Genomic DNA, 16,165 nt, shown 5'->3' with positions numbered 1-16,165 from the left:
AAGTATGTTTACAGGTATCAGGCGTGACCGCGGGGCACATTCTAAACTGGGTTGCGACAAATCCCCTATCTTGCTGGAAAGCAAGGAGAATGGAATTGGCCCACACAGAGCTGGATTTGCGCGAGCGACGCGCGATTGAGGATATGTTGCACGCGAAGGTGACTGTGAACGAGATTGCGGCGGCGATCGGCAGGCACCGTTCGACGGTCTATCGCGAGATCAAGCGTAATCGCTTCGAGGACTATGAGCTTCCCAATCTGAATGGCTACTACGGCGTGACGGCTCAACGGACGGCCGACGCCAGCCGGCCCGCAAGTCGATCACCTTCGATCGAGGCTTTGAATTCCGTGCCTGGCGCAAGCTGAAGTCCGGCATCGGCACCGAGAGCTGGTTCTGCGATCCGCAAGCGCCCTGGCAGAAAGGATCGGTAGAGAACCTGAACAAGCGGGCCCGCAGATACCTGCCACGTGACACCCAGCTCGCGGCGCTCTCAAATCGCAATATGAAGGCGATTTGTGACCGCCTGAATGGCACGCCCAGAAAGTGCCTCGGATGGCGAACTCCGACCGAGGCCTTCAGAGAAGAGATGATGAAAATAAGATAGCGGATAACGTCGCAACGACCCTTGAGCCATCATGCTCCTACCGCATCTCACGGCATCCTTTTTCGGTTCTGCCAAAAGAGTTGCGCCCCCCCCTTGGCGGCGCAGTGTGCCCGGTTGCGCCCCGGGCCTTGAGCTCTCACACCATTGCGGAGCCACCGTCGACCACCACAGTCTGCCCGGTCACGAAGTCGGAAGCCGTCGATGCCAAATAGACCACCGTCCCGGCAATATCCTCGGGCATGGCTGCTCGGCTGATCGCCCGTCCGGCGATGTTGTTCGCCCGTCGGTCCCCCTGCCAGTCGCCGTGGTTTCGGATCGCATCCGTATCCGTCAAGCCCGGCGCCACGCAGTTTACGCGGATCCCCGAGGGCCCCAGTTCACGCGCCATCGAGCGGGTCATTCCGATGATCGCGCTCTTGCTGGTCGCGTAATGCAGGTAATCCACCGCGCCCTTGATGCCCATGCCCGAAGATAGATGGATCACCTTGCCATAGCCCGCCCGGCGCATCGCCGGCAGCACCGCGCGGGTCGCCAGATAGGGTCCCTTCACGTTGACCGCCATCACCTTGTCCCAGAGATCAGGGGAGATCTCCTCCATTCCCATCATGCGCAGGTTGGCGAAGAGCCCGGCGTTGTTGATCAGGATGTCGATGCCGCCGAAAGCCTCCTCGGCGGCGCGGGCAAGGGCGGTCATGTCGGCCTCGGTGCTGACATCGGCGGTGACACAGATGGCCTGGCCCCCGGCCTGAACGATCGTCTCCACGGTCCCGTCGCAGGGGATTATGTCCGAAACGACGACAGCCGCACCTTCGCGGGCCAGCACGCCGGCAAAGATCGCGCCAAGGCCGCCAGCGGCTCCGGTGATGATCGCCACCCGTCCGTCGAGTTGTTTCGAGCTCGTATTGGTCATTGCGTTTTCCTTGATCTTGTCACCAGGCCGAGGCACCGCCATCGACCGCCAGAATGCTGCCCGCCATGAAACTGGATGCGTCGGAGGCAAGCAGCAGCGCCGCGCCGGCGATCTCGTTCGGGGCCGCGACGCGCCCGGCCATGGTAGTTTCGGCAAAGCACGCGGCCACGGTGGGGTCGTGCAGGCGGCCTTTGCCGATGCTGGTGAGGAACGGGCCCGGTGCCAGGACATTGGCCATGACGTTGTGTGGCGCCAGTTCGGCGGCGGCCTGGCGTACCAGGTTGATCACCCCTGCCTTCGCGGCGGCATAGGCATAGGACACCATCGGATCCGACCGCATCCCCGAGGCCGAGGCCACCGCAACGATCCGCCCCCGGCCCTGCGCCTTCATCGGCTCAGCCACGGCGCGCAACGTTTCCGCCACGCCTGTCAGGTTGACATCCAGAACCGAGGCCCACCGCTCGCGCGAGATTGCGGCCAGCATGCCCTCCGACACGCCCGGCCCCGGCCCGCCGGAGATCCCGGCATTGGCGAAAGCGATGTCGAGCCGCCCATGTGCCTTGAGGATCCCGCCGACCGCATCGTCGCAGGCTCCGGTCTCGCTGACATCCAGCGCGAGCGCCTCGGCGGACAGCCCACGCTGTCGCAACCCGTCGGCGCTGACCTCCGCGGCGGCGCCGTCCAGGTCTGCCACCACCACATGCGCGCCCGCCCCGGCGAGGGTCTCCGCGATCACCCGGCCCAGGCCGGAGCCTGCGCCGGTGACAAAGGCAACGCGCCCCGACAGGCCGAAGAGACCGGTGATCGTGTCGTCCAAGCGGTCAGGCCCCGGCAAGGAAAGCGCGCAGAATGGTGTTGAACGCCTCCGGCTGTTCGACGTTCAACAGGTGGCTTGCCGGACCGACAATCTCGAGCCGGGCATTGGGCAGCCGGTCGACCAGATCCTGCATCATCGCCGGTGGCGTCACCGGATCCTCAGAGGCGGCGATGGCCAGCGTCGGCATGGTCAGGGCCGCCAGCCGGTCCGACAGGTTCACGTCACGCACCGCTGCCGCCGCGGCTATATACCCCTCGTCCGGAGTGGCGACGATCTGGTCCCGGATCGGTGCAACCTTGTCGTCCCGCTCGGCAAGGAAGGCGGGGGTGAACCAGCGCGCGATGGTGTCCGGCGCGAAGGCTGCCGTGCCCCCTGCCCTGGTCTTGGCAATCCGGTCGTTCCAGATCGCCTCCCCGCCGGCCATGTTGTCGGTCGTGGCGCAGAGCACCAGCCTGGCGACACGCTCCGGGTAACGGCTGGCAAAGGCCATAGCCACCATGCCGCCTAGCGACAGCCCGACGACATGCACCGGCCCGACGATCTCCAGCCGGGTCAGCAGCGCGGCCAGGTCATCGGCCATCAGGTCGGCGCTGTAGGGGCCGGGCGGCACATCGCTCTGACCATGGCCGCGCGCATCGAAGCGCAGGATGCGGAACTCTCCCTCCAGCGCCGGGATCTGCGCATCCCACATGCGGTGGTCCGAACTGAGCGAGTTGATGAACACCACGGCCGGCGCGCCTGGCGCGCCGTCCAGCCGGTAGCCAAGCGAATGGGCGCCCAGGTCAATGAGGTCGAGCATCGGAAGTCCTTGGCTTGTCTAGAAAAGGGAGGGCAGAAGCATGGTGATCTGCGGCACGAATGTCACCAGCATCAGCACGATGAAGGCGATCAGGTAATACGGCAGCAACCCCCGGCACAGATCCGGCACCGACACCCTGGTGATGCCGGAGATGATGAAGAGCACGATGCCGACGGGCGGCGTGATCAGCCCGATGACAAGGTTGAGCGACACCAGTAGCCCGAATTGCACCGGGTGAATGCCAAGCTGAACGGCCACTGGCATCAGAACCGGAACGGTGATCAGGATGGCGGCCAGCGGCTCCAGAAACAGACCGATGATCAGCAGCGCCAGAGTGATCATCAGGATGATGACGATCTCGTTGTCGGAGAAGGCCAGCATCCATTGCGCGACGGTCGTGGGGATCGATTCAATCGCCATGATCCAGCCGAACAGTGCCGCGGTTGCGGCGATGAACAGCACACCGGCGGTCACCACGCCGGAATCCACCAGGATCCCCGGAAGGTCGCGCCATTTCAGCTCGCCATAGACGAAGCGGCCCAGAAACAGCGCGATCACACAGGCGATCGCGCCCGCCTCCGTCGGGGTAAAGACGCCGAAAACGATGCCGCCAAGGATGATGGCGGGGATGCTGAGCGCCGGCAGCGTGCCGAGCGTGTTGCGCAGCACCTGCCGCAGAGTGGCCTGGGGCGCCATTTCGATCCCGGTTTCGCGACGTGACAGGACGAATGCCATGGCCAGGAAGCCGGCTCCCAGCAGCAGACCGGGAATGACGCCTGCCAGGAACAGATCCCCGATCGAGGCATTGGCGGCCACGCCGTAGAAGATCAGCACCATGCTGGGCGGGATGATCGGCCCCATCGTCGCCGCTGCCGCGCTGGTGGCGGAGGCGGAGGTGTTGGAATAGCCCTTGCGCCGCATCTCCGGCACAATCGAGGCGCTGGTAATTGCCGCCACCGCGTTGGCCGAGCCGATGATTGCCGACAGGAAGCCCGAGACGATGATGTTCACATAGGCCAGCCCGCCATGCAGGTGGCCGATCACCGATTGCGCGAACTCGATCAGCCGCCGCGTGGTACCGCCGCGGTTCATCAGCTCGCCGGCCAGCATGAAGAACGGCACCGCGAGCAGCGAGAAGTTGTTGACGCCCTGCACCATGCGCTGGCCCGTGGCGATCAGCAGGTTTATTTTCCCTTCGATCAGGATGTAGGCAAAACTGGTCAGCCCGAGCACGAAGGCGATCGGCACGCCAACGATGACGAAGCCAAAGAACAGGCTGGCGAAGACCGCGATGCTCATTGCGCATTCCCTTTCGGCAGGACGGTATTGGCCAGCAGGTTCAGCAACTGGATCCCGGTCAGCACCGCGCTGACGGGAATGCAAGCATAGACCCAGGCCATCGAGAAGGGCATCGTCGAGAAGCTCTGCCGCATGATCCCCGGCGAGGTCGCCAGCTTCGCGCCGTAATAGCCGATCGCGCAGATGAAGCTCAGGCTGAGCAGCAGGATCACGCATTGCAGCGGTCGGTCCATCCCCAGCGTCCGCGCCTTCTGCTCCAGCAGGTCGAGGCCGACGAGGCTGCCCTCGCGCGCGGCGACCGAAGCACCGACAAAGGTGAGCCAGACCAGCAGGTAGCGCACAAGCTCCTCGGACCAGGTCAGCGATCCGCCGAACCCGTAGCGCAGTGTGATCTGTACCACGACGATCCCGAGGATGAGCGAAAGCAGCAGAAAGACGATGGCCCGGGCCGCCATGTCGAGCATCAGAGCGAAGCGATCAAGCATGTGCGATCCTGGTGAAAATGCGATCGGGCGCCGCGCGAGGATGCGCGGCGCCCGAAGGCGTCATTTCTCGAAGTAATGGATTTCGAACAGCACGCAGCCGGTGTCGGACCGGAACGGGCCATGCCAAGCGCCGGGCGGGCGGCTGGCGTAGGTCGGACCAGTGAAGGTTTCGCCACCCTTGCCATCTGCATCGTTGCCCACGACCAGGTCGCCCGACACCAGGAAGACCTCCTCGAAATACTCATGGACGAAAGGCGCGGTGGTATAGACGCCGGGCTCGAACCGCAGCAACCGGGAGCGGTTGCCGGTGTTGTTCTCTTCGTCCAGCGCGCCGGCGAGGATCTTCTGCTTGATGCCCGCCGGATAGCCCGGCGGTGTTTCCCAGCCGTCTTCCATGTCGACGCGGGTGAATTCGATGTGGGGTTTGCTATACATGTCTTGGCCTTGTTCAGTCTTGTGTCGTCAGTCGGCGAGCGGCAGCGGCGCAAGAGTGATCTCATGCACCAGTGCCCGGCCCAGCACGGGATCCTCCAGCCGCACCTGCATGCGATGCGCGAAGCGAATCTCGCCCTTGATCGGCACGGTGCCGCAGAGCATGGCGCTGCCGTCGGCGAAGTCGATCTCCTGCTGCGCGAGGCGGTCGAGCAGATCCCGCGGCGACAGAAGCGAGGACAGCGGGCCTTCCTGGTATGACACGGTCTTGCCATCGACCTCGATCGTCGAGGAGAGCACCAGCTCGTCCCAGTGATCCTCGATCTCCTCCAGCGGCCAGAGGTCGCGGCTGACCGGCTTGGCGCAGATCTGCTTGGACAGCGTGACGCTCAGGGTCTCAAGCTTGCGGTCCGTGTGGTCGGATCCGATGCCCACGTAGAATGCTCCGCCGGCACGGATCAGCACAGCCTCAACCTCTCCGGTCGCCTCCTGCCCTGTCACGGTCATGACCGGTGCGTTGGACAGCAGCATGGGCGCGAGGCGGTAGAAGGTCGGCGTATGTGCGGGGCGCTTCACCCCGATCTCTTCCAGTTCGCGGATATGCTCCTCGACCGCGCCGGCGTCGCGCCCGGCCCATCCGGCGATGATCAATTGCTCGACAGTGGTTTCCAGTTCCGACGCTCCGGTCTGCTTCTGGACAGTAAAAGTGGTGGCGGCCATCGGAAGTTCGCTTCGTTGTTCATGTGATATTTCAAATGTGTCAGAACTCAATTTTGGGGTCAAGCGCCCGCCGGGAAAATTCTCGAAGACAGGCGGCTCCTCACTAAGTAATCTCGCGTACCTATAGTAAACATCTGAAAAGTATACATTAAATAGAATATCTCTGGTGATTGATGAGCGGACTTGACAGGTGCGCTGCTCTCGTCGCACGTTGCAATTGTGAAATTTCAGTCTACCTGCAAGCTGGATTCGTCGATTCCGGAACGAGCAAAATTCCGGATCATGCGTGTGCGGCGGACAGTGAAGTTTTACAGGACTGTATTCCGGCGCGGCACTCCGGTGCGCCGTGCCGACAACCCGAAAAGGGAAAGACGTTGACGAAGAAGAGCGAGCAGGCCGCCATCAGGGAGCAGGCAGGGAACGCGATTGCGGAGCCTGCGCGGCTGCTGGCGGCGCTGGCCGCGATCGAGCCGGTGCCGCAGGCGCTGGTTCTCGCGCATCTCACTGGGGACGACAGGCTCCTCACGCAGGTGTCCGGCCATGTGGCTGGCGGCTGGAGCTTTGAACAGGATGTCCCGCCCGCCCTCGCGCAGGAGGTCTCGCAGGCGCTCGTCACGGCCCTGTCCGGGATCGCCGAAGGCAGCCTGATGCCGCCCTCCACCCTGGACCCGGAGCGTTTCGCCGAGATCATGAGCGCGGGCATCAACGCCCCGCTACCGCCAGATTACGCGGCGATGATGCTGGAAGAGCTCAACCTGACCGGCGGCGACCAGCGATCGGTGGATTTCAGCGACATCGCCGCCGACGCCCGGGCCGGCCATGACGTGGCGATCATCGGCGCGGGCCTCTCCGGCCTGGCACTGGGCGCCAAGTTGCTCGAAGCCGGCATTCCCTTTGTCATCTACGAAAAGAACCACGAGGTCGGCGGCACCTGGTTCGAGAACCGCTATGTCGGTGCCGCGGTCGACATTCCCAGCCATTTCTACAGCTACGCTTTCCACCGCAAGCCGGACTGGTCGCACCATTTTGCCAAGCGTGACGAGATCTTCGGCTATCTGCGCGCCTTCGCGGAAGACCACGGGTTGCTCGACCATATTCGCTTCGGCACCTCCGTCGAGGCTGCCGATTACGACGCCGAAGCCGGCCAATGGACACTGCGCCTGCGGCAGGACGGCGGGGCGCAGGAGGTGACGCATCGCATCGTTGCAAGCGCCGTCGGTCAGCTGAACCGCCCCAATGTCCCCGATTTCCCGGGCCTCGACAGCTTCGAGGGGCCGGCTTTCCATACTGCACAATGGCCCGAAGCGGTTGATCTGGACGGCAAGCGCGTGGCTCTTGTCGGCACCGGCGCCAGCGCGATCCAGGTCGGCCCGGGCATCGCCGACAAGGTCGCTGCGCTCACCGTGTTCCAGCGCTCGCCGAACTGGGCGGCGCCGAACCCGAACTACTTCCGCACCTTCTCCGAAGACGAGCACTTCGTGCTGGCGAATGTCCCCTACCTGATCCACTGGTACCGGTTCCTGCTGTTCTGGGCCTCGGGCGACACGCTGCATGCCTCGCTGCAGAAGGATCCCGACTGGCCGCATCCTGACCGGTCGCTCAACGCCGACAACGAGAAGATGCGCGTCCGGCTGGAGGCCCATATCCGGGCCGAGCTGGATGGCGACGAGGCGCTGATCGCCAAGGCCACACCCAGCTACCCGCCCTACGGCAAGCGCATGCTGCGCGACAACCGGTGGTATCGGATGCTGCGCCGAGACAACGTCGAGCTGGTCGACCGCGGCCTGAAAGCCGTCGATCGTACCGGCGTCATCGACGAGGCCGGGGAGCACCACGCGTGCGATGCCATCATCTTCTCTACCGGGTTCAAGGCCGCCGAAATGCTGGCGCCCATGGAGGTTACCGGCGAGGGCGGCGCGCAACTGCGCGAGGTCTGGCAGGGTGACGATGCCCGCGCCTATCTCGGCCTGACCGTGCCGGGCTTCCCGAACTTCTTCATCATGTATGGCCCCAACACCAATCTGGCCCATGGCGGCAGCCTGTTCTTCCACGCCGAATGCCAAGTGCGCCACGTCATGATGCTGCTGCACGAAATGAAGGCCCGGGGTGCCGCGACCGTGTCGGTCCGGCCCGAGACCTTCGACGCCTACAACCAGCGCGTCGATGCCGCCCACGACAACATGGTCTGGACCCATGGCGGCATGCGCAACTGGTACCGAAACAGCAAGGGGCGGGTGGTCACGAACTCTCCGTGGCGGCTTGTCGATTACTGGAAAATGACCGGGGAGATGGACCCCCGGCATTACATCTGGCGCTGAACGCCCTTCAGCGCGGGATCCTCCCAACAGGAAAGGCAACATAATGAAAATGACGAAGCACTTCAAGTACCTGGCCGGCGCCGCCGTCATCGGCATGGCAACTGGCGCCGCCGCACAGGATGTGACGATCAACCTCGGCCATGTCGGCCCCGCGGCGAACCCCTACAGCTGGGCCACCGAACATTTCGCCGAGAAGGTCGCCGAATATACCGACGGTTCGGTCGAGATCGCGCTTTTCCCTGGGGCCCAGCTGGGCGGGGACCGTGACCTGCTCGAAGGTATCCAGCTCGGCTCGGTCGAGGCGGGCTACATCAGCCTCGCGATCTGGGAAAATCTGACGCCCGCGCTGACCGGCTTCTCGATGCCCTTCCTGATCGACAGCTACGAAACCGCCTACGAGGCGCAGACCAGCGACGTTGCGGCCCGGGCGCTTGAGGAGTTCGAGGATTTCAACATCAAGGCGCTTGCCATCGTCGAAAACGGCTTTCGCGTCCCCGGCAACACCGTGCGCCCGATCCGCACGCCCGAGGATTTCGAAGGCATCGCCTTTCGCGCGCCCGAAGCGCCGCTGCTGCTGAGCATGTTCGACCGGCTTGGCGCCATCGTGACGCCGATGCCCTACCCGGAGATCTTCACCGCGCTGCAGACCGGCGTGCTGCAGGGGCAGGACCAGTTCCTGAACACCTGGATCAGCCAGGGCGCCTACGAGGTGGTCGATTACCTCTCGATCACCCAGATGTATACGTGGTCGGCGGTTCTGGCCGTGAACCTGCAGGTCTGGGAAGGACTGACACCTGAGCAGCAGGATGCACTGATGCGCGCCGCTGCGGACACGCAGCGCTACAACTATGAGCTGATGGCCCAAACCGACGCCGAGTCGATCGAGATCCTCGAAGCCAACGAGTTGCAGATCGAACAGGACATTGACCTGGCCCCATTCGCCGAGGTTCTTGCTCCGCTGTACGAGGAATATGCCGGGCGCGATCCGATCATCGCCGAGACGATCGAGATGATCGAAGAGATCCGCGCCGACTGAGGCCGCAGATCTTTCCGGATGCTGCGTTTCATGCCATGCGGCATGTTCGGCAAGCGGAGCATCCGGGGGGATCGCAGGTGAAGCATGTTATCGATGGGTGTGTCCGGGGCTGTCCGGGCCGCCCGGGCTGGGGGAACGCTGCCGGAAGAGCGGCGACAGAAGAGGACGCGTAATGGCCAGGTCAGCGCAGAACAAGCCGGATGAGGGCAAACGCACGTCGCTTGCACAGGAAGCTTACGAGGTTCTCAAGCGGCGGATCATCACCACCGAATACGCGCCCGGTGTCGCCCTGAAAGAGGCCCAGATTTCCGCCGATCTCGGCTTCGGCCGCAATCCGGTCCATCACGCCCTTCACCGCCTCTCGCGCGAGGCCCTGGTAGAGATCCGCCCCCGTAAGGGGGTGATCGTGCGTCCCGTCTCCCTCGACGAGATTGCCCAGATCATTGAGGCCCGCCTGCTCACCGAACCCCATTGCGCCGCCCGCGCCGCCTCGCTAGTCTCGCAAGCTGGCCTGCAGGAGCCGACCCGCATCCTTGCCGAGGCCGAGCGCGAGGTCGACGGCGAGCGCAGGATCGAGAAGCTGATCCACTACGACAATGCCTTCCATTCCTGGATCCTGAAAACTGCAGGCAATCAGGTGCTGGAAGAGGTGCTGGGCCAGTTGCAGGACCGCTCTGCGCGCTCGTGGTTCCTGTCGCTCAGCGACGATGGCCATGCCCAGCGTGTACAGGAACAGCACAAGCAGATCCTGCGGGCAATCGGCGCCCGCGACAGCGATGGTGCCGCTGACGCCGCACGGCTACATATCGAATCCTTCCGCGACACCATTCTGAAAGTGATTTGAACGTGACTGCTGCAAGCCTTCTGAAGGCGGGTATCTCCGGCGAGACCGGGATGCGCGCCGCCCTCAATTCCGGTGCCTGCACCGCTGTTGACCTCGTTGAGGCGACCTTCGCCGAAATCGCTCGATCCGGCGAGGAAGGGCAGAAGATCTTCCTGCGGCTCTTCGGGGACACCGCCCGGAGGGAGGCCGAACGCGCCGACGCACGGATCGCAGCCGGCGAAACCGGCCCGCTCCTGGGCATCCCGGTCAGCGTCAAGGATCTGCTCGACGTGGCCGGCCAAGTCACCACCGCCGGCTCCCGCGTTCTGGCAGATGCGCCGCCGGCAAAGGTGGATTCCGCGGTTGTCGCGCGCCTGCGCGCCGCGGGCGCCATCATCATCGGCCACACTGGGATGACCGAATTCGCCTATTCGGGTCTCGGCATCAATCCGCATTTCGGCACCCCCCTAAACCCATGGGACAAGGCCACCGGCCGGATCCCCGGCGGCTCCTCCTCTGGTGGGATCACAGCGCTGGCCGAAGGAATGTGCGGCGTGTCGATTGGCACGGACACGGGCGGCTCGATCCGCATTCCTTCCGCGCTCTGCGGCCAGGTCGGGTTCAAGCCGAGCCAGTCCAGCGTCCCGCGCGACGGTGTCTTCCCGCTGTCCTGGGCACTCGATTCCGTGGGCCCTCTCGCCCGCAGCGTTGCCGACGCGCGGCTGACTTACGAAGTGATTTCCGGAACGTCGCCGGACACGGCTCCTGAGGCGGCCGCACCGCGCGTTCTGGTGCCGACGAACCTGGTCCACGACGGTGCCGATGAGGTGGTCGCCGAACGGTTCCGCGCCGCTCTCGATGCCCTGGTCGCGGCCGGCTGGCGCATCGAACACCGCGCTCTGGCACCCTTCGATATCGTGGCCGAGATGGGCGCGATCGGCAATTACGCCGCGCTGGAGGCCTGGCGCGATCACAGCGAGCGCCTGGTCGAGCGCGGCGACGAATACGATCCTCGGGTCCGCTCCCGCATCGAAAGCGGAGCCAGGCTTGCCTCGGATGCCAAAGCGCAGCTGGATGCTTTGCGGGCCCGCTACATCGTGGGCATGGCCGAGGCGCTTAAAGGCTACGACGCCTTCCTCATGCCCACGGTGCCCTTGGTGGCCCCACCGCTCGACGCTTTCGTGGATGACGCCGAGTACGGACGGCTCAACCTGCTGATGCTGCGCAACCCGACCCTGGTCAATCTGCTGGACGGCTGCGCTGTCAGCCTGCCGATCGGCGAGCCGGGCGGTGCCCCTGTCGGTCTGAGCATCTGCTGCACGGCCGGACGCGATTGCCATTTGCTACGGCTGGCGGAAGCGGCCGAGGGTGTCGTCGTCCGTCATCGCTAACTGCAACAGACACGTCGTTCACGCTCAGCTGTCTTAACGGCTCCCGAAGCTTGGGAAGATGCAAGGTGTCGTTTTAGGGTGGCCGTCAATTCCGGAACAGGTTCGCAGAGCGGCCAAAATTGACTTTAGATCAGGCAGTTGCCTGAAAGTCACGGGTCAGGGCCAGCGTTTCGCCTTCCAAGGCGGAACGCGTCTGCTCTGTCACTTCCCGTCGAGCATCGCCCGCCGCAGGATCGCGTTCATCCGCGATTGATAGCCCTTGCCGCCCGATTTGAGCCAGGCGAGCACATCCGCGTCCAGACGGGCCGTGATCTGCTTCTTGACTGGGCGGAAGTGTTCCGGCCGTGTCATCTCGGCCAGCTGCGCCTCGGTCAGCTCGGGGATGTCGCTTGTGTCGATCTTGGCATCCGGCATCGCCGCCAGGCGAGCGAGATCGGCCTTCTGCGCTTCCGTCAAAGGCGGGAGCGTGGCGGACGTCTGTTCAACCTTCTTCATATCGCTTCCTTTCTTTTCGTGTCGCGGCACGGGCCGAGATAATACGGACCACCTCCACCGAGTCGTCCAGGCTCCCCTCTTCCGTGTAGGTGTGCGCGACTAGAACAACCGCGAGGCCGTCGATTTGCCCGATGGTCTGCCACCGTTGCTCGCCATCATCGACCCGGTCCTGAACCGATAGGCGCAGCGGATCTAGAAACACGCGGGCTGCGAGCTCGAAGCTGACCCCGTGCTTGCGTTGGTTCGACAGATTTTTGTCTTCGTCCCAAGTGACGAGCGGTGAGGTCATGGGGGAATGTAACTACAAAGATGCAATTATACAAGTGCGCGCCGCCGTCGCCCGGCAAGGCACGCACAGTGTCCTCCGAATGCGCTACGCTGGCCGTACCCCGGCAGTGTTATTGTACCCGCCCCCTGCCCTACCCCCACATGTGGGACAAACCTCTTGCAAGAATCGCAACTTACGGGCATTCATTTACGCTAAGAGCTAAGAGAGACGCGAATAACCGTAACAAACGGTGCGTCCACAAAGGAACTAGGCAGGCAGTCATGACGCGGAAAGAGCGCATCGATATCCTCGTCGGGGATCATGCAACCCGATTGTCGGAGACGTTGCAAGCGCATCGCGAACAGCTGTTCCCGCCCGACACGCGGCGCAAGATGCGCAAGTTCACCTCTGGCGAGGCGGCGGCGCTGCTCGGAATCAAAGACGCCTATCTGCGCAAACTGCATCTGGATGGCCGCGGCCCCGAACCCGAGATCCGCGGCAACGGCCGTCGCTTTTATGCGCCCGAAGACATCCAGGCCCTGCGCGTCATGCTGGAGAAAGGCGCCAAGACGCCTGGCACCTATCTGCCGGGGCGCCGCGAAGGCGACCATCTCCAGGTGATTTCGGTCATCAATTTCAAAGGCGGCTCTGGCAAGACCACGACCTCGGCGCATCTGGCGCAGAAGCTTGCGCTTGACGGCTATCGGGTGCTGGCGCTGGACCTCGATCCGCAGGCATCGTTTTCCGCCTTGCACGGATTTCAGCCGGAGATCGATCTGCAGGACGGTGGCACCCTCTACGATGCGATCCGCTATGACGATCCCGTCCCGATCGCCGAGGTCATCCAGAAGACCTATTTCACCAATCTGGATATCGTGCCCGGCAACCTAGACCTGATGGAATTCGAACACGACACGCCCCGCGTGCTGGCCGAGCGCAAGGGGCAGGTGTTTTTCACCCGGGTGGGCGAAGTGCTTGGCGATATCGAAGATCGCTACGACGTGGTGGTCATGGATTGCCCGCCGCAGCTCGGCTTCCTGACCATGTCGGCGCTGTCGGCGGCAACCGCGATCCTCGTGACGGTGCATCCGCAGATGCTCGATGTCATGTCGATGTGCCAGTTCCTGTTGATGACCTCTCAGTTGCTTGGCGTGGTGGCGGATGCGGGCGGAGACATGTCCTACGACTGGATGCGTTACGTGGTGACGCGCTACGAACCTGGCGACGGGCCGCAGAACCAAATGGTTAGCTTCATGCGGTCGATGTTTGGCGAGCACGTCCTCAACCACCCCGCGCTAAAGTCCACGGCGATCTCGGATGCCGGGATGACTAAGCAAACGCTCTACGAAGTCGAGAAATCGCAGTTTGTCCGAACCACCTATGAACGCGCCCTTGAAAGTATGAACGCGGTCAATGCCGAGATTGCCGGTATGATCCAGGGCGCCTGGGAGCGATAGGAGGACCAGATGGCACGAAAGGATCTATTAAAGGGGTTGATGGAGGGAAACGCCAAGGCGGCCCCCTCCCCTGCCCCGCGCGCGGCCAAAGGCGCGATCGGCGCGGTCAGCCAATCGATTGCCGAGCTGCGCACGCGGTCGCTGACCGAAGTGCCCGCGGATATGATCGACACGGCCGGGCTGGTCGACCGGCTCGATCCCGATGACGATCTGGAGGCGATGATCGCTTCGATCCGGGATTACGGTCAGCAGGTGCCGGTGCTTCTGCGCCACTCTCCCAACGAGGAAGGCCGTTACGAGGTGGTCTATGGCCGCCGCCGGGTCGCGGCACTAAGGGCGCTTGGCCAACCAGTCCGCGCGATGATCCGCGATCTGAAGGACCGCGACCTGATCATCGCACAGGGGCAGGAAAACACTGCCCGCAAGGAACTTAGCTTTATCGAAAAAGCCAATTTCGCGCGCCAGATGGTCGAGCTGGGCTTTGAGCGCAAAATCATCTGCGATGCGCTGCATATCGACAAGACCGTGATTTCGCGGATGCTGAAGGTCACCGAAGACATCCCCGCGCCCGTGATCCGCGCCATCGGCGCCGCGCCCTCGGTGGGCCGCGACCGCTGGTTGGCGCTGGCCGAGCGCATGGCGGGCCAGAGCAAAAATGCTCTTGCTCTGGCGGTCGGCGAAACATCCGATAAACGCTTTGACGCTGTGTTCCGGGCACTGGCACCGGAGAAGGCACCGTCACCCGCCCCACCAAAGTTGACAGGTGTCAACGGTCGCAGCCTGGGTCAGGTCACCCGATCAGAGCAAAAGATCACGCTGGTGCTGGAACGCGCGAAATCGGGCGATTTCGGCGATTGGCTGGCGGAAAACATCGAGAGAATTCACCGCGACTATATCGAGGGAAGCGGCGAATAGGGCCTGAAACGGTCCTGCATGAGGTAAGCAGACACAACAATCGGAGGCACAAAGAGAGCAAAGAAAAGACCCCCCAGAACATACGTCCCGAGAGGCCATTCAACTTCGCACCTTGAATCTAGGTATCAACCGGGATCCTGTCAACGCCCCGGTTGCGGGCGAACGGGGAAGCTTTGTTTTCGTGATCAAGAATGACACATCTTTCCACGACGCCCTTTGGGCGGCGGCCGGTGACGGCTGGCCATCTGAACCGTCGCAGGCTGGCCGAGGCCCCTGCCCCGGCACGCGACATCAACAAATGGGCAATCCTGCGCGATCTGACAACGGCGCGACAGGCCTTCGGTCTGGGCGACCGTGCGTTGACAGTTCTGTCAGCGCTGCTGTCCTTCCTGCCACAACCGCGTTTGTCGAAGAATGACAGCACGATTGTCTTTCCGTCGAACCGAAAGCTGGGCGAACGCGCGAACGGCATGGCCGAAAGCACTCTGCGCCGGCACCTGGCCACGTTGGTGACCGCCGGCCTGATCCTGCGCCATGACAGTCCCAACGGCAAACGCTATGCCACGCAGCAATCGGCCTTCGGGTTCGACCTGCGCCCCCTGCTCGTCCGTGCCGCCGAGATCTCCGCCGCGGCCGAGGCCGCCCGCACCGCCGCCGACACTTTGCGTCGCCAACGTGAGGTCCTGGTCCTGTCTCTGCGCGACGCGACAAAGCTCCTGGCTTTCGGGCGCGATCATCTCCCGCAGGAGTGGGAGCCGTTCGTCGCCGAGTTGGCAATGCTCAAGTCCGCACTGCGCCGGAAACTGTCCCTTGAGGAAATCGCACGTCTGAACGAGCGGGCAAAGTCGCTACTGATAGGGATAACCGAGTGGGTCGATCATCTTGAAACACCCGTTTCAAGCGGCAATGACAGTCAAACTGAGCGGCACATTCAGGATTCAGACCATAATACTTTTGAATCTGAACTTCGCGAGGAAAAGCAAGACATAGGTCTGCCGCTTGAGCTCGTCCTGAAAGCCTGTCCCGAGATCGAGGATTACGTGCCCGGAGGAATTCACCATTGGCACGAATTGGTCGCGGCCTCGCATATGTTGCATCCGATGATGGGGATCAGCCGCCCAGCTTGGTCCGAAGCGCAACATAGGCTTGGCCCGGAACAAGCCGCCGTGACATTGGCCGCGATCCTTCAGAAAGGTCAATCAATCCAACGCCCCGGAGGATACCTTCGGGCTCTAGTCGGCAAGACTGGGTTCTCTCCGGGTCCGATGATCATGGCACTGCTCAGGACCGGCGCCGGTGTATCGGCGTGACAGGTTGACAGTTGTCAACTGTATGCGAGTCTCCAGGACATACCGCGCATCCATTGACTGGGTTTTCTTTCGGACGGAACATGGAG

17 protein-coding genes and 1 pseudogene are annotated in these 16,165 nt (G+C 63.3%); 9 read left to right on the top strand and 9 right to left on the bottom strand.

Going from position 1 to position 16,165, the window contains the following annotated elements:
- Positions 1–89: 89 nt before the first annotated feature.
- Both ATO3_RS29595 and ATO3_RS29590 read left to right on the top strand, forming a co-directional pair.
- Positions 90–365, top strand: coding sequence for a helix-turn-helix domain-containing protein (locus tag ATO3_RS29595; protein WP_408630829.1), 276 nt, complete (start codon positions 90–92; stop codon positions 363–365).
- A pseudogene (locus tag ATO3_RS29590) lies at positions 308–604 on the top strand (IS30 family transposase); the annotation flags it as partial. The gene ATO3_RS29595 and the pseudogene ATO3_RS29590, both read left to right, overlap by 58 nt.
- A gap of 136 nt (positions 605–740) precedes the next feature.
- Here the strand turns inward: ATO3_RS29590 and ATO3_RS24615 are convergent.
- Genes ATO3_RS24615 through ATO3_RS24585 form a run of 7 tightly spaced genes read right to left on the bottom strand, consistent with a single transcriptional unit; the run spans position 741 to position 6,066 of the window.
- On the bottom strand, positions 741–1,514 hold the full coding sequence (locus ATO3_RS24615) for an SDR family NAD(P)-dependent oxidoreductase (RefSeq protein WP_158218058.1): 774 nt from the start codon (positions 1,512–1,514) through the stop codon (positions 741–743).
- Between the two features lie 19 nt (positions 1,515–1,533).
- Positions 1,534–2,331 carry an SDR family NAD(P)-dependent oxidoreductase gene (locus tag ATO3_RS24610; RefSeq protein WP_233152305.1) on the bottom strand — a complete coding sequence of 266 codons (798 nt, stop codon included), beginning with the start codon at positions 2,329–2,331 and terminating at the stop codon, positions 1,534–1,536.
- A gap of 4 nt (positions 2,332–2,335) precedes the next feature.
- Complete coding sequence (gene pcaD / locus ATO3_RS24605; protein ID WP_088652525.1) at positions 2,336–3,130, bottom strand: 3-oxoadipate enol-lactonase; 795 nt, start codon at positions 3,128–3,130, stop codon at positions 2,336–2,338.
- 18 nt (positions 3,131–3,148) lie between these two features.
- Positions 3,149–4,429 (bottom strand): TRAP transporter large permease, encoded by a 1,281-nt coding sequence (locus tag ATO3_RS24600; RefSeq protein ID WP_088652524.1) that lies wholly within the window; start codon positions 4,427–4,429, stop codon positions 3,149–3,151.
- Positions 4,426–4,914 carry a TRAP transporter small permease gene (locus ATO3_RS24595; protein ID WP_088652523.1) on the bottom strand — a complete coding sequence of 163 codons (489 nt, stop codon included), beginning with the start codon at positions 4,912–4,914 and terminating at the stop codon, positions 4,426–4,428. Before ATO3_RS24595 ends, ATO3_RS24600 begins: the two co-directional genes overlap by 4 nt.
- Before the next feature lie 60 nt (positions 4,915–4,974).
- Positions 4,975–5,349: a cupin domain-containing protein gene (locus ATO3_RS24590; protein ID WP_088652522.1), complete on the bottom strand. Its 375-nt coding sequence runs from the start codon at positions 5,347–5,349 to the stop codon at positions 4,975–4,977.
- A 27-nt stretch (positions 5,350–5,376) separates the two neighbouring features.
- Positions 5,377–6,066 (bottom strand): DUF2848 domain-containing protein, encoded by a 690-nt coding sequence (locus ATO3_RS24585; RefSeq protein WP_088652521.1) that lies wholly within the window; start codon positions 6,064–6,066, stop codon positions 5,377–5,379.
- A gap of 374 nt (positions 6,067–6,440) precedes the next feature.
- Here ATO3_RS24585 and ATO3_RS24580 point away from each other — a divergent pair, with 374 nt between their 5' ends.
- The 4 genes from ATO3_RS24580 to ATO3_RS24565 all read left to right on the top strand — a co-directional run bounded on the left by ATO3_RS24580 (position 6,441) and on the right by ATO3_RS24565 (position 11,634).
- Positions 6,441–8,384, top strand: coding sequence for a flavin-containing monooxygenase (locus ATO3_RS24580; RefSeq protein WP_158218057.1), 1,944 nt, complete (start codon positions 6,441–6,443; stop codon positions 8,382–8,384).
- A gap of 43 nt (positions 8,385–8,427) precedes the next feature.
- Entirely contained in the window at positions 8,428–9,420 is a 993-nt protein-coding gene (locus ATO3_RS24575) for a TRAP transporter substrate-binding protein (RefSeq protein ID WP_088652519.1), read from the top strand.
- A gap of 172 nt (positions 9,421–9,592) precedes the next feature.
- The gene (locus ATO3_RS24570) at positions 9,593–10,264 is read left to right on the top strand and encodes a GntR family transcriptional regulator (RefSeq protein WP_088652518.1); all 672 of its coding nucleotides are present in this window, start codon (positions 9,593–9,595) and stop codon (positions 10,262–10,264) included.
- 2 nt (positions 10,265–10,266) lie between these two features.
- On the top strand, positions 10,267–11,634 hold the full coding sequence (locus ATO3_RS24565; protein ID WP_088652517.1) for an amidase: 1,368 nt from the start codon (positions 10,267–10,269) through the stop codon (positions 11,632–11,634).
- A 201-nt stretch (positions 11,635–11,835) separates the two neighbouring features.
- Here the strand turns inward: ATO3_RS24565 and ATO3_RS24560 are convergent, their stop codons facing one another.
- Together ATO3_RS24560 and ATO3_RS24555 are read right to left on the bottom strand one after the other, a co-directional pair.
- Positions 11,836–12,129, bottom strand: coding sequence for a BrnA antitoxin family protein (locus tag ATO3_RS24560; protein ID WP_088652516.1), 294 nt, complete (start codon positions 12,127–12,129; stop codon positions 11,836–11,838).
- Entirely contained in the window at positions 12,116–12,418 is a 303-nt protein-coding gene (locus ATO3_RS24555) for a BrnT family toxin (RefSeq protein WP_088652515.1), read from the bottom strand. The genes ATO3_RS24560 and ATO3_RS24555 overlap by 14 nt, the downstream gene beginning before the upstream one ends.
- A gap of 260 nt (positions 12,419–12,678) precedes the next feature.
- Here ATO3_RS24555 and repA point away from each other — a divergent pair, with 260 nt between their 5' ends.
- From repA to repC, 3 genes are all read left to right on the top strand, one after another.
- Positions 12,679–13,854, top strand: coding sequence for a plasmid partitioning protein RepA (repA, locus tag ATO3_RS24550; RefSeq protein ID WP_088652514.1), 1,176 nt, complete (start codon positions 12,679–12,681; stop codon positions 13,852–13,854).
- Between the two features lie 9 nt (positions 13,855–13,863).
- On the top strand, positions 13,864–14,769 hold the full coding sequence (gene repB, locus ATO3_RS24545; RefSeq protein WP_088652513.1) for a plasmid partitioning protein RepB: 906 nt from the start codon (positions 13,864–13,866) through the stop codon (positions 14,767–14,769).
- Positions 14,770–14,960: 191 nt separating this feature from the next.
- The gene (gene repC, locus ATO3_RS24540; protein ID WP_088652512.1) at positions 14,961–16,079 is read left to right on the top strand and encodes a plasmid replication protein RepC; all 1,119 of its coding nucleotides are present in this window, start codon (positions 14,961–14,963) and stop codon (positions 16,077–16,079) included.
- Positions 16,080–16,165 lie beyond the last annotated feature (86 nt).

This window comes from Marinibacterium profundimaris, assembly GCF_002210095.1.
In the GTDB taxonomy this organism is placed as follows: domain Bacteria; phylum Pseudomonadota; class Alphaproteobacteria; order Rhodobacterales; family Rhodobacteraceae; genus Marinibacterium; species Marinibacterium profundimaris.
This window is presented reverse-complemented; position numbering and strand designations above follow the sequence as displayed.

What these genes read in the sequence shown, in the direction of transcription:
- ATO3_RS29595 (WP_408630829.1), top strand. Translation starts at nt 90, where the DNA reads ATGGAATTGGCCCACACAGAGCTGGATTTGCGCGAGCGACGCGCGATT.
- ATO3_RS24615 (WP_158218058.1), bottom strand. Translation starts at nt 1,514, where the DNA reads ATGACCAATACGAGCTCGAAACAACTCGACGGACGGGTGGCGATCATC.
- pcaD (WP_088652525.1), bottom strand. Translation starts at nt 3,130, where the DNA reads ATGCTCGACCTCATTGACCTGGGCGCCCATTCGCTTGGCTACCGGCTG.
- ATO3_RS24600 (WP_088652524.1), bottom strand. Translation starts at nt 4,429, where the DNA reads ATGAGCATCGCGGTCTTCGCCAGCCTGTTCTTTGGCTTCGTCATCGTT.
- ATO3_RS24595 (WP_088652523.1), bottom strand. Translation starts at nt 4,914, where the DNA reads ATGCTTGATCGCTTCGCTCTGATGCTCGACATGGCGGCCCGGGCCATC.
- ATO3_RS24590 (WP_088652522.1), bottom strand. Translation starts at nt 5,349, where the DNA reads ATGTATAGCAAACCCCACATCGAATTCACCCGCGTCGACATGGAAGAC.
- ATO3_RS24585 (WP_088652521.1), bottom strand. Translation starts at nt 6,066, where the DNA reads ATGGCCGCCACCACTTTTACTGTCCAGAAGCAGACCGGAGCGTCGGAA.
- ATO3_RS24575 (WP_088652519.1), top strand. Translation starts at nt 8,428, where the DNA reads ATGAAAATGACGAAGCACTTCAAGTACCTGGCCGGCGCCGCCGTCATC.
- ATO3_RS24570 (WP_088652518.1), top strand. Translation starts at nt 9,593, where the DNA reads ATGGCCAGGTCAGCGCAGAACAAGCCGGATGAGGGCAAACGCACGTCG.
- ATO3_RS24560 (WP_088652516.1), bottom strand. Translation starts at nt 12,129, where the DNA reads ATGAAGAAGGTTGAACAGACGTCCGCCACGCTCCCGCCTTTGACGGAA.
- ATO3_RS24555 (WP_088652515.1), bottom strand. Translation starts at nt 12,418, where the DNA reads ATGACCTCACCGCTCGTCACTTGGGACGAAGACAAAAATCTGTCGAAC.
- repA (WP_088652514.1), top strand. Translation starts at nt 12,679, where the DNA reads ATGACGCGGAAAGAGCGCATCGATATCCTCGTCGGGGATCATGCAACC.
- repB (WP_088652513.1), top strand. Translation starts at nt 13,864, where the DNA reads ATGGCACGAAAGGATCTATTAAAGGGGTTGATGGAGGGAAACGCCAAG.
- repC (WP_088652512.1), top strand. Translation starts at nt 14,961, where the DNA reads ATGACACATCTTTCCACGACGCCCTTTGGGCGGCGGCCGGTGACGGCT.